The organism is Flavobacterium sp. N502540, assembly GCF_025947365.1.
Taxonomy (GTDB): Bacteria; Bacteroidota; Bacteroidia; order Flavobacteriales; family Flavobacteriaceae; genus Flavobacterium.
Map to the genome: position 1 here is coordinate 5,072,450 of NZ_CP110012.1, position 14,572 is coordinate 5,087,021.

At 33.4% G+C, this 14,572-nt stretch carries 3 protein-coding genes; all 3 read right to left on the minus strand.

The window, feature by feature from the left end:
* Positions 1-103: 103 nt before the first annotated feature.
* From OLM58_RS21095 to OLM58_RS21105, 3 genes are read right to left on the minus strand one after another with little or no spacing between them, the layout of a single operon-like run.
* Positions 104-4,552, minus strand: a complete 4,449-nt coding sequence (locus OLM58_RS21095; RefSeq protein ID WP_264530519.1) for a type I polyketide synthase — start codon at positions 4,550-4,552, stop codon at positions 104-106.
* Positions 4,545-12,161, minus strand: coding sequence for a non-ribosomal peptide synthetase (locus tag OLM58_RS21100; RefSeq protein WP_264530520.1), 7,617 nt, complete (start codon positions 12,159-12,161; stop codon positions 4,545-4,547). Before OLM58_RS21100 ends, OLM58_RS21095 begins: the two co-directional genes overlap by 8 nt.
* A gap of 17 nt (positions 12,162-12,178) precedes the next feature.
* Positions 12,179-14,566 carry an outer membrane beta-barrel family protein gene (locus OLM58_RS21105; RefSeq protein WP_264530521.1) on the minus strand — a complete coding sequence of 796 codons (2,388 nt, stop codon included), beginning with the start codon at positions 14,564-14,566 and terminating at the stop codon, positions 12,179-12,181.
* Positions 14,567-14,572: the final 6 nt, after the last annotated feature.

A 14,572-nucleotide genomic window follows, 5' to 3' on the forward strand; every position in this document is an offset into this window, starting at 1 on the left:
TTAATAAATTTTATAAAATGTAATTACACTGACAACTAAGGCTTTAAAGTAAAACCTAATTAAATTGTCAACCTAAAAACGTTAAGTATATTGAAATTCAGATTTATATGATCATTTCGTTCTCTAAATCAATTTCGGCAGTCAGCCACTTTTTTTCATCTATTAAACTTGAAATGCCCTGGATGTTTTTATTTGCAAAAAAGTCAACTATAGAGAGTTCAACATTAAATTCTTTATTGATTTGTTTCAGAAAAACCATCGCTCTTAAAGAATCTCCGCCAAGGTCAAAAAAGTCATCTCTAATACCTACGTCATCTATCTCAAAATAATCTTCAAAAATCAATTTCAATCTTCTTTCAATGTCGGTATTAGGTGCCAGATATTCCGTTTCCAAATCTGGACGTTCTACTTTAACCTTGGCTTGATTATGAACAGGGTCAAGATCTAAAATTTGTATGTTTTCGATTGTTTTTAAAACGAGATTGATATCTTCTTTAGATATAAATAGGACATTCTCATTTTTTATGTTTAAGCTTTTTTCAAGTACCTGAATTACTTCCTGGTCGGTCAATACATTTTGTCCGTAACTATTATCACTTTCAAAAATTATTTTAGGAATTTCAACGCATTTAAACTTATTTGATTTGCTGTAAGCAAAATATTCCAAGTAAATATTTGCCGAAATGTATGCGGATAATCCCATAATACCATGTGTAGCAGATAAACTTGAGGGCATCCAAATAAAATCTAAATCATTACCAATAAAAAATTCGTGCAGATTTTCAATTCCATTAACTTTAGACTTCAGCATGTTAATTGATTTCTCCATAGAAACATTCTCTATAAAATCGAGATTATTATCATCTCCTTTTGCCAGGTGGATGATTCCATTAATCTCACCAAACAACTCTTTGTTTGCTAAAAGTGTCTCTTCAACTGATTCCCTGTCAGACACGTCAACGCTCAAATATTTAACATTGCTGTTTAATCTTACCAGTTCATTATAGTTTTTAGCGTCTAATTCCTGAGAATCGAGAATTGTAGTAAGATCGCGTCTACCGGCTAAAACAATGTTAGCCTGATACTTATTTATTAAATATTTTGATATTGAAAACCCTAATTTTCCTAATCCTCCTGTGATCAGATAGGTCCCTCCTATTTTAAATGATGAAATTTCCTCAGTTGTTAAATCCTGATTACATCTTTGGAATTCAGGAACCCATCTTTGGCCTAATCTGTAAGAAACGATACGTTGGGATAATAAGGTATTGTTAGTGATTTCTAAAGCAATGTTCTGAATTAATTTATCATTGACATCACTTAAATCAATATCGATATTTGTCCCTATTATCTTGTTTTCCATGGGCATAACTTTGAGTAGTCCCAATACTAATGAATGAGCGTAATTTATGTTTTCATTCCCTATCGCTTTATGCAATAAATTAGATAGAATAAAAAACTTTTTGTCTGTTCCGTAACTCCATGCCTTAATAATTCTTGACGGGCAAAAATAAGTCAGGTTTAAACACCAATTATCTTGACTTAGTTCTAACTCAGGCCCCGCAGCTAAGCTCCATAAATAAACAACATCAAAAAGAATCAATCCATCAGCTTCTAAATCAAGAAATAACTGATTGAAATTCTGACTATTAAACGGGTCAACTGAAAATTTAGAAGAAGAATGCTTGATATAGGCGCTTCCAATAAATACTTCAATTATATGATGATTCGATTTCTTTAATTCTTCTGCTATTTTTTCTGAGTATTCTGAATCATCAACAAAAAGTAAAAAAGATTTAATTTCACTGTTATTATTACCTCCTAAAACAGAACGTTTCCAGGAAGGAAAATAAAAACTTTCATCTAATTCATTTAGAAGTATTGTATTTGTTCCGTTTAACAACTTAGTATGATCAATTTCTGCTGGGTATTTTATAATATCAAAAGCATAGGTAGGAAGTGAAATTCGATACCTGTCTTCCTCTTTGTAAAACTTTTGCCAGTTTATATTAACCCCATGTGACCAAAGTGAACCTAAAAAGTCTAAAAAGTATCTTTCATCATTATCAATACTTTTGATTGGTCTTAAAGCATTTACTACCTTATTATTTTTTTCTGATTTATGCTGTTTTACCAGACTGCTTAAAGAACTTCCGGCTCCAACTTCAACATAAACATTATTTTTAAAAGCTGAGATAGTATTAATTCCTTTTGAAAACTGGACTGTATTTCTTAATTGTTTTGCCCAGTAATCACTCGAAGCAGCTTCTTCATTTGTTATAAATTCACCCGATAAACAGGAAATAAAAGGGATTTCAATGGTATTGAATTCGATATCTTTAAATTCTTTTTTAAATTCTTCGAGTATAGAATCCTGCTCACTTGAATGAAAAGCATGTGAGGTATGAAGTTTAATATAAGGAATGTCTTCGCTAGTCAATCTTAAAGTTAATTTTTCTATTGCGGTGTCATTTCCTGAAAAAACTACTTGATTAGGTGCATTTAAGGCAGCTAAAGAAATTCCTTCTTCACAAAAATTCTGAGCTTTAACATCATCAATTGGCACGCTAATCATTGAACCTGATGGCAAACTATCCATGAGTGCACCTCTCTTTACAACTAACTGTAATGCCTGCTCAAAAGAAAAGAGACCACTTATACAGGCAGCCGTATATTCTCCAATACTATGTCCAACCATATAATTTGGCACAATACCATATTCTATTAATAATTTTGCTAAAGAATATTCAATAAGAAAAAGAATTGGTTGTGCTAAAGCGGTATTATTTATACTGTTTTGTTCCTCTTGAATTTCCGGAAATAGTATTGATTTAAAATCCTTATTTGTAAGTTTATATAAGAGCTCAAAACCTTTATCCATATTTTTTTTGAACATGGAATTGGAGCTGTATAAATCTTTCCCCATGTTAACATATTGAGAACCCTGACCAGGAAACAGGAAAATAATGGCATTTGGAGTGTTTTTCACTTTTGTGATAAAATTCTCGTCCAGAATTATTTCGTTTATTTTTTGCTGTAGTTCATTTTTATCCTGAAATGAAAATGATATTCTATTTTCAAAATTTTGACGTCCGGTTTGATAAGTATAACACATATCTGAAAGATTCAAATTTTCCTGATCTCCCAGAAATGCAGAGAAATTTTCCAGGTATTTTCTCAAAGAAGTTTCAGTCTTAGCAGATAAAGTAAGTAATTTGTACTCTTTTTCTAAAGAACTATTTGTTAGAGGTGCTTCTTCAAGAATAACATGAGCATTCGTACCACCTACACCAAAAGAATTCACAGCTGCTCTTAAAGGTGTCGTCGAATTATTATTCCATTCGCTTAAACTATTGTTTACATAAAAGGGACCGTCTTGAAAATTTATGTTCGGACTTGGTTCCGTAAAATGTAAACTGGCTGGAATTTTTTTATTCTTTAAACTTAAAACCGTTTTAATAAATCCTGCCACACCTGAAGCTGTATCCAGATGACCGATATTTGTTTTAACGGAACCGATAGGACATGACATTTCTTTATTATAATTAAAAGCAATATTCAATGCTTCTACTTCAATAGAATCTCCTAATTTAGTACCTGTACCATGTGCTTCTACATAGCCAATCGTTTCCGGTTCTACCTTTGAAAATTTTTGAGCCATTTTGATACAGGCTACTTGCCCCTCAATACTTGGGGCAGTAAATCCTACCTTATTATTACCATCGTTATTTACCGCACTTCCTTTTATAACTGCATAAATATTATCCTTATCAGCAATGGCATCTTTTAATCTCTTTAAAATCACTACACCAGTACCTTCACCATTTACTGTGCCGGTAGAATCTTTATCAAAAGCCTTACAATGACCGTCATTTGATACAATTGACCCTTCTTCATAAATATAACCTTTACTGGCGCTATTGCCTAGTGAAGAAGCTCCTGCAATTGCAATTTTTGTCTCACCAAAAATTAATGCTTTACAAGCAGTATGAATAGCAACCAATGAAGTCGAACAGGCAGTGTGGATCGCTATTGAAGGACCTCTTAAACCCAATTTGTAAGACATTAAGGTCGCCAGATAATCTTTATTATTGATCGTATTTACATAAAAATCATTAACTTTTTGCTTTTCTTCAGAGAGAGCTACAAAAGATTTCCATAATATATCTTCACCGGCACCGGCATAAATTCCGACAGTTTCTTTCATGTTTTCCGGAATATATCCTGCATCTTCCAGAGCTTCCCAAACACATTCATGAAAGAATCGATGTCCGGGATACATCATCTTTGCCTCATCTTTTGAGTATCCAAAAAATTTCGAGTCAAAAGAATCCTTATTTTTTATATCTGTTGTGCAGTTAACATAATTTTTATCTTTAGTGATTGATTTATGCATTCCTGCTGCAATTAACTCTTCATCTGTTAAGAAACGTAATGATTCTTTTGATGAGATTAAATTTTGCCAAAACTCTCTCCAATTTGAAGATCCGGATGTTCTAATTGACATCCCAACAACCGCTACCTCAAAACCCGAATAGTTATTATTATTCATTTTCTTCAAAATTTAATAAATTATATGATTCTTCCATTATACCGTAAAGTTCCTCTACCTTACTCTCATTTGCTTCACTATCTTCTAACGAACTCCCTTTTACATTGGAGTTAATATGTGCGGAAATTGCTGAAATATTAGGTAAATTAAATCCTTCCATTACCGATATATTTGTTTTAAACTCCATATTTACAGCGTTCAACATTTTGATAATCAATAAAGAATTCCCTCCTAAATCAAAGAAATTATCTTTAATACCAATATCTTCAACTCCTAATACATTTTTCCAGATTTCAATCAATTTACTTTCTCTCAAATTTCCGGGAGGAATGTATTCTCTTTCAAAAGCAACCGGTGTTTTCAAATTGGGCAACGCTTTTCTGTCTATTTTACCATTAGGAGTTAACGGAATGTCTTTTAACTCTCTAAATTGATCCGGAACCATATAGTGAGGCAGCTTATACCTAATAAACTCTCGTAATTCACTCTGATCAATAGCAGCCTTACTTGTATAATATGCTACCAAATTTGTATTGCCTGTCTCGTTTTTACTTGCTATCACTACGGCTTTACTTATTTCTTTATATTGCATCAGAATACTTTCGATTTCACCTAATTCGATTCTGTATCCATTGATTTTAACCTGACTGTCGGATCTGCCTAAATACTCTATAGAACCGTCTGCTGTCCAACGGGCTAAATCTCCCGTTTTGTATATGGTTTTATCCTCCTGTAAAGAATTATTAGATAAAGTAAACTTGTCAGATGTTAGCTTTTCATCATTATAATACCCTCTGGTTAATCCTTCTCCTCCTATAAATAAGGATCCTTTTACTCCTATCGGACACAGATTATTATGATCGTCCAAAATATAGATTTGGGTATTTTGTATCGGTTTTCCAATATTTAATATCGAATCTGTCTCAACAGTTAACGAAGTCGACCAAATCGTGGTTTCAGTAGGACCATACATATTATACAGTTTAGACTTGGTACGTGCTCTAAGTTTTTCTAATAGTTCATTAGGAAAATTTTCACCTCCTACTATTATATTATCTAATGATTTTAAGAATAAATCCGAATTATAATCCTCCAATAACGCATCCAGATAAGAAGGTGTTATTTGAAGTGAAGTAATTGGTTTATCGGTCGAATTATCGAGTTTTTCAACCTTCCTGTAACTATCTTTGAGTTCAGACAAATATTCCAGCCCTTTAAGGACTGTCTCATCTTCAATTCCAAAATCAACCAGACAAGCAATTTCTGTAACGCCAATTGAGTAAATTTCAGATAAGATTTTTTTGCAAGAATCCTTTGTGCCTAATAAAGCTGAACTTTGCCAATATCTTTCAAAAGCAAGTTCCAGTAAATCATTTAAATCTTCATCGCTTACTTTCGTAAGATCTCTGTTTAAATCTGTCGCAAGTTTTTGAATTAATCCTACACTTGATTTAAGATAAGCTTTAAATGGCTCCTTTGATTTATTTCTTACGTCTTCCAGATCACTTCCTATATAGGTGTGTAACATCAAAGATATTTTAGCCTCTTCAGTGTCGTAACCATTTTCAGCTAATGCTTGTTTATAGATCCTGATATTCTCCTTCAGATCATTTATTTCCTGACCTAATAAATGCGTTAATATATTAGCTCCTATTCTGCCGGCACTTCTAAAGGTTTCAGCGTTTCCTCCTGAAGTTATGTAAATATTTAATTTAGGATTAATGGGTTTTGGGTAAATTTTAAAGTCAATCTCCTGATCCAAACCATTTTTCCTTCTAATCGAATTACCTTGCCATAATGTTTTTAACTCTTCTATTTGTCCATACATTATCTCATGCCTGTTTCTAAAATGCTCTGGCTTGAGAACAAAATCATCAGCGTGCCATCCCGATGCAATAGATAATGCCACTCTTCCATCTGATAAATTGTCTACAACAGACCATTCTTCGGCTACTCTTACCACATCATGTAAAGGCAACACCACACTACCAGAACGTATTTCAATATTTTCTGTAATGGTTGATAACGCTGCTCCCAGTACCGATGGATTAGGAAATATACCCCCAAATTCATGAAAGTGTCTTTCCGGTAACCATACAGCCGAAAAATTATTTTTATCAGCATAAACAGCCGATTCTTTTAAAAATTTATATTTATTATCATTTGAAGCTTCCTGGCTTGAAAAATAAAACAAACTAAAATCCAACTCCTCAGAATGATCTTTTAAAAAGGAATTGAAATTATTAATTGATGTATTATCCCCTTTTATTGTTATCGGAATACCATTTGTTAAAGTCCAAAACAACTCCAATACTGATATATCAAATGAAATAGAAGTTATCGCTAAGAGATGATCCTTTTCGCCCAGGCAGATAGACCTGTTCATCCCATACAGAAAATTAACCACATTTCTGTTCTCCACCATTACTCCTTTAGGATTTCCGGTAGTCCCTGAAGTATAAATTACATAGGCTAAATGGGATGGCTTATTGATTTTTACTGGATTTTCATCTGAAAATCTTTCTCTGATTGCCAGAAAGTTTTCCAGAAAAGCACTATCAATTACAGCTTTGCAATTGCTGTTGTCCTGGATATAACTGATTCTTTGTTCAGGATAATTAATATCAATAGGAACGTATGCTCCGCCTGATTTTAATATTCCTAAAAGAACAACGATCATTTTCTCGCTTCTCTCCAGTTTAACGCCTACTAAATCATCTGCCTCGATACTGTACATTTCTCGTAAGTAATGTCCCAGTTCATTGGCTTGTTTATTCAGTTCTCTGTAGGTAAGTTTTGTTTTTTCAAATACTACTGCAATGCTATCCGGTGAGGCTTCAATCTGTTTCTCGAATAGGTCTATTATAGTTTTGTCTCTTGGATAATCTGCTTTTGTATCATTGAAGTCTACCAGAAGCTGCTCTTTCTCTGATGGGAGTAAATAATCAAGATCTTCAATAAATATTTCTGGCTGTTCCATCGACTGACTCATAATATTCTCGAAATGGGAGAACATTCTTGTGATCAGAAAAGCATCATAAATATCTGTATTGTATTCAATAATCAGATCCAGTCCTTCTGTTTCTACAAAAGTAAAACTGATATCAAACTTAGAGGTATTACTGTGAAGATCGTATTGACTTACTTCCAGATCGTTAAGTTTATCGTTATTCAGGTTCTTTAACTGCCCCTGATTTTGCAGCACCACTAAAACATCGAATAAAGCCGAACGACCGGCATCACGTTTTAAATTCAATTTGCTGATTAATACATCAAATGGATAATTCTGATGTTCGTAGGCTTCTAAAAGAATGTTCTTTTCTTTATTTACAACGTTTTCAAAGCTGTTTCTGTCATCAAATTGTGTGCGTACTGCTAAAATATTCAGATACAATCCCAGCTGGTTCTCTAAATCCGGATGCTCACGCCCCGCGATCGGTGTTCCTATGATAAGATCGCTCTGTCCTGTATATCTGTACAATAATATCTTAATTCCTGCCATTAAAGTCATAAACAGTGTCGCTTCTTTAGCATTAGAGAAGGTCTTTAATCGCTCTAAAAATGCTTTGGAAAATGTATGCGTCTGGCTTGTCCCGTTATACGTTTTAAGTAAGGGACGTGTATTAAAACTAGGGAGATCCAAAACCGGTATCTCACCTGCAAATTGCGCCAGCCAGTAATTCTCGGATTCACGGTGTTTCTCCTGCTGTATTTCGGCGTTAAGCCATACTGCATAATCTTTGTACTGAATATTCAAAACCGGCAGGTTTATCGCTTGATCTGCTCTTAAGGCATTGTAGTTTTTTATAATTTCTGAAAGCAGTAATTCTATAGACCAGCCATCGCCAATGATATGATGCATGGACAGGAAAAAGATATAGTGCTCTGATGCTGTTTTAAGCAAAGATGCTCTGATAAGGGGACCATGTTCTAAGTCAAAAGGTTCATTGTTTAGCTGCTCGAGATAATCTGCTATAACCTGATCCTGATTTTTTTCAAAACTAAAATCAATTTCTGCTATCTCGAAATTGGTCTGATCGGACGATGCAATATGCTGACGCACTTCTCCTTCTTCACTGGTCTTAAAACGGGTTCTTAAAATTTCATGACTGGCTATTATTGCCGTAAAACATTTTTTCATTTTTTGAAGATCAACATCTCCATGTAATCGAACTGCGGCCGGCATATTATAAGCCAATGAACCTCCTTCGAGCTGGCTTAATATCCATATTCTGCCCTGAGCTGCTGTTAAAGGATAAGAAGGGGCTTCAGGGGCTTTGCTGATGGCCTGATAAACCTGATCCTGAAGTTCTTTACTTAATGTTTCTATTGTTGGACTGCTGAAAAAAGTTTTAAAGGTGACTGATTTGTTTAATTGTTTATAGATACGGTTGATTACCTGACCTACAATCAAACTGTGACCGCCTAGTTCAAAGAAGTTATCTGTAACTCCTATTTCCTGAATTCCTAATACCTCTTGCCATATCAAGGCTAGCTTTTCCTGGATATCGCCAACCGGTGCTATATACTCTTTTTTTATAAGGTCTTCACCTGCTACAACTGGCAGGGCTTTACGGTCTATTTTGCCATTAGGGGTGAGTGGTAAGGCTTCTAACTTTACATAAAAACCGGGAACCATATAGTCCGGCAGCTGGTTTTGTAAATAGCTCCTTAAGTTTGATTTATCAATTGCTGTGTCTGATACAAAATAAGCCACCAGCACCTTCCCTGCAGCTGTATCTACAGCTTCTACAAGAAACTGAACCAGGGCCTCTGAGTACTGCAGGGCAATATTTTCTATCTCTTCCAATTCTACTCTAAAACCACGGATTTTAACCTGATGGTCTCTTCTGCCTTTAAACTCTATTTTACCGTCTGGAAGCCAACAGCCTAAATCTCCGGTATCATACATCATCGTACCTTCTACAAAAGGATTTGGAATGAATTTTTCTTCTGTCAGTTCTGGTCGGTTCAGGTAACCTCTGGCAACTCCAAATCCTGAAATATAAAGCTTACCGTTTATCCCTAAACCTACTGGCTGAAACGAATCGTCAAGGATATAAATTTGTGTATTGGAAATGGGAGAGCCTATTGACGGATTATGAACTAAATCATCTCCCAACAATGTAATTGTTGTTACTACGTGTGTTTCTGCAGGCCCATAATGATTGTGCAGTTTGGTATTAGAATTACTAATTTTATTTAAAGCATCCTTACTTAAACTTAACTGCTCTCCGGCAACTATAATGTTTTTAATTATATTTAAATCTAATAAAGAGTAAAAGGAATTCACTTCCATCAATATTCTAAAATAAGATGTTGGCAAAAAGACAGTATCAATATGGTTTCTTTTTATAAAAAAAGATAAATCCTCATAATCTTTTTTAACTGTTTCGCTTATTGGAAACAGCGTTGCTCCTCCTAATAAAGTGGTGAAAATTTCCTGAAACGAAACATCAAAACTAATACTGGTAAACTGCAGTACATTTTTGACATTTTCTTTTTTAAACTGTTCGTTATGAAAATTGATTAGATTAAGCATACTTTTATGCTCCATCATAATCCCTTTTGGTGTACCTGTTGAACCGGAAGTATAAATTAGATAGACTAAGCTGTGAACGTCAATCGTTACATCATTTTTTTCTACAGCGTATTTCTCTTTATTTTTATTAAACTTCTCTAATTCATCCTGATCAATTACTGCTTTACAATTACTGTCTTTCTCTATGAACTCAATTCTGTTTTCAGGATAATGCGGATCAATTGGTACATAAGCACCGCCCGATTTCAATACGCCCAGAATTGCAACAATTAATTTTTCGCTTTTCTCCAGTTTTATTCCAACTAAATCATCTGGTTTAATCCCATAGCTTTCTAATAAATAGGCTGCAAACTGATTGGATTGCTCCTCAAGTTCTTTGTAGGTAAGTTTAGAATCTTCAAAAATTACCGCAAAGTTATCAGGAGTAGCTTTTACTTGTTCTTCAAATAAATCTATGACTGTTTTATCTGTAGAAAAATTAAAATCTACAGTATTGAAATCATTCAACAGGCGTTTTTTCTCGGTTTTGTCAAGATAATCTACTCTGTCAATAGCTATTTCCGGATTTAAAACTACGTTGTTAAGTAAAACTTCGAGATGATTTAGTATCTGATTTCCAAATTCCTGAGAATAAATATCATTGTTGAATATTATTGTTACTACTAAACCTTCTTCCGCTTCATTAAAAATAAATTCGAGATCAAACTTGCTAAAATTTACTTCTCCCGACTTATAATTTTTAATCTCGATTTCAGCTAATCTCTGAGTTTCATTCTGAAGTAAGCTTTCTTCATGAGATCTTACCATAACATCAAACAGAGGGTTACGGCTTAAATCTCGTTTAAGCGGTAAAATCTCAACTAATTCATCAAATGGAAAACTTTGGTGCTCGTAAGCTCCAAGAGTAACCTCCTTTATGTTTGATAATAATTCCTTAAAGCTGTCCGTTTTCCTAAACTGAGTTCTCAAGGCTAAAGTGTTGACATAAAAACCAATCTGATCTTGTAAATCAAAATTTTCACGTCCTGCAACAGGGCTGCCTATTACGATATCGTTTTGATTCGTATAACGGTACAGTAACAATTTCGTTAAAGCTACAAACCCCATAAATGATGTACAATCCTGAGACTGGCACAAAGCAGTAAATTTTTTGAGAGCACTTTTATCGTACTTTTTTTGAATCGCTTTTCCGTTATAAGTTTTAATTGCTGGTCTGGTTTGACGTGTCGGCAAATCTAAATTTGGTATTTCCTCCTGAAACTGTTGCAGCCAATAGGTCTTATCTAATTCAATATCTGCACCTTTCAACTGACTCTGCTGCCATACAGCGTAATCCTTATATTGTAATCTCAACTCTGAGAGAGGGCTGGATTTTTGGTTTACATATGCTTCATATAAAGTAAATAACTCTTTTGACATGATTTCAGAAGACCATCCATCACTAATAATATGATGCATCATGCAAATAAACACATACGAATTTTGAGAAATCTTCAATAATTTAGCTCTTAGCAAAGAATCAAAAGACAAATCAAATGAGTAATCCAGTTCTTTCTGAACAAGATCTTTAATAGCTGACTCACTAATCGGCTTTTCACTTAAATCTACATATTGCAATTGAAATTTACTTTCTTCCAATTCCAAAATGATCTGTCTAAGCTCTCCTAATTCTGTTTCTTTAAAAACAGTTCTTAAAGATTCATGTCGTTCAATAAGATGATTGAATGCCTTTTCTAAAGAAATAACATCTAAATTCCCTTCCAAGTGAAAAACACTTGGCATATTGTAAGCGGTATTTCCTCCTTCAAGCTGGCTCAATAACCATAATCTACGCTGTGACGAAGACAAAACATAGTCTGTATTCTCAGATGCTTTAGGGATAAATACCTGTTTTACATTTTTTTTATTTAAGGTTAAAAATTCTATTAATTCCTCTTTATGTGATTTAATCTCATTAAGTAATTCTTCCGTCATTACCCCTTTAGGGCACTGAATGTCAATGTTTCCGTTATCTAACAAGTTAATTTTAATATTAACCTGTTTTAGTTTTTTTAATAGTAATTTCATTTTTTTATCCGGATACATTAGTTACCTGTTCTGCCTTTTTCGTCTCCATTTCCTGTCTCTCTCTGAATGCCTCTAATTTTCTTATTACCAAATTTATAAGACAACGAAAGCTGAAAGGACTGTCTGTCAAAATAATATCTATTTTCCTGATAGATGGAGTTAACGGTTAAATTCCCTCTTTGAACTTCTCCTTTAAAAATATCATTTCCTCTTAAAGATATTTTTAGATCTTTATTCAATAAAAGGTATTGGATCGCCAGTGATAATGAGTTTGTTGCTTTATTATTGTAAACACCATCGATTCCAGGAAAACTATACCAATAGCTTACATTAAAAAGTATCGTTTTACTTGAATTTAAAGTAAAATCATTGCTCGTAGATATTCTTGAGTTAAAACCTTTTTGCTCAGGTCGGGTTAAGTCTAAACTTGATTTAGAAATAGAATAATTGACATCAACAGAGTTGCTACTTGTCCAAAATTTGATTTTATCAAATACATAGTTCTCTGATATACCATACCTTGAAGTAGAAATATAATTCAGGATTGTAGATCTGATAATATTTCCATCTGAATCTGGTATTGAAATTGGATAATACATATTATCTTCATAACTGAAGTAAAACTTGTTTTCCAAATTTTTATACGTGTAGGTAAACTCAGCATTATCAATAAAAGCAGGCTGAAGAAATGGATTCCCCTGCATTGTTTGAAAAATATTAGTATACCAAATATTAGGATTTAAATCACTGTATTGTGGTCTGTCGATTCTTCGACTATAGCTAAGATTAAATTTAGAGTCATCGTTAGGTGTATAGGACAAATATGCGGTAGGGAAAATTTTTATATAGTCCTTTTTTACCAATTGATTCAAACTTAAAGTAAATGATTCTGTTTGCGTGGCCTCGACCCTTACTCCTAACTGGGATTCCCACTTATCATTTATCTTTTTAACTCCTGAAATATAAACTGCCTGTACATTTTCAGTATAATCAAAATTATTCTGAGTCAAAGGCATCTGTGTAACTGGATTATTCACCAATCCACTATTAAAATTCAGAATATCATTGTTTGCTTTTGAATTTGAAATTTTACCTCCAAAATTCAACACAGCAAATTTTGTTGGAAAGTCTACATCTAATTTGGCTGACAAATTAGTAATATCCAGATTGTTAACATTTATACCGGAGAAATATTGTTTTTTATAAGGATTTTCAATTACTGAAATACCGCCAAACCTTCTGGTATCTTCATTATCATAATTAAAATAATCAAAGTTCAGACTAATCTTTTTTCCTAATGAATCTAATTTGAATTCATTATAAAAATTAAAAGATCTGATACCTGGGTATCTGACAGTTCTTCCATCTGAGTTCAAACTTTGTACCGCCTCACTAGTTACATTATTATAAATTATTGTTGATGGGCTATCTGTTCCCACGGGTTTATTATTATTAGTCATGTATTGTCCGCCTATTTTCCAGTTGGAAGAAAGCTGATATTCAATGTCTAATTTTGCATTTAGCGCTGCATATTTTACTTTTATTGGAGAATTAGTATGCAAAATTTCGTCTGGAAAATAAACATATTCATCACGTTGTATGTATTGCCCTCCGTTTTTATAATTAATCGATGCTGAAACACTTAATTTATCTTTGTTATAATTAAAACTTCCCATCGTTGCACCTTCACTATAAACCCTTTGAAGATAAGACGCTCCGATTAAACCATTCCAGGAATTCTTTTTTGCCTTTTTTAATACAATATTCACCAATCCGCTGTTTCCGGCCGCTTCGTATTTGGAAGGTGGATTGGTAATAACTTCGATATTTTTGATATTATCAGAAGGTATCGATTTCAGAAAATTAGTCAGATCCTCTCCTGACAGTGTTAGTACTTTGTCATCGACCATTACAATTAAATTACTTTTCCCAATTATCGCCACATTATCTTCTTGTACTCTGACACCCGGAGTAATTTTAAGCGTCTCGAAAGCATCTCCTCCTGCAGCACTAATCGAATTCTCTACATTAAAAATTAATCGATCAACTTTTCTTTCTATCAACTTTTTTTTGGCTACGATTGTTACATTTTCCAGTTCGTTTACGCTTGCAACGATTATTTTTCCTAAATCCAAATTGGTATTTACTTCAATCACTTTGGTAAATAATATTGTTTTTCCCTCCTTAATTTCTAATTTGTATAAACCTTGTTCTGCCAGTATAGTAAAACTTCCATCGTTTTCTGTGAGCTCACTTTTAACAGCTATTGAATCTTTAGAAACTAGGATAACCTCGGCCAACGCAATAGGAGTATTATCTTTTTTATTTACCGTTCCGGTAATTTTTATCTGAGCAAATACCGATATATTTATAAAAAGCAGAAAAAAACTAATAACATTCTTCATTTTGTT

Coding starts and splice junctions, on each gene's coding strand:
- OLM58_RS21100 (WP_264530520.1), bottom strand. CDS start 12,161: ATGAAATTACTATTAAAAAAACTAAAACAGGTTAATATTAAAATTAAC.
- OLM58_RS21095 (WP_264530519.1), bottom strand. CDS start 4,552: ATGAATAATAATAACTATTCGGGTTTTGAGGTAGCGGTTGTTGGGATG.
- OLM58_RS21105 (WP_264530521.1), bottom strand. CDS start 14,566: ATGAAGAATGTTATTAGTTTTTTTCTGCTTTTTATAAATATATCGGTA.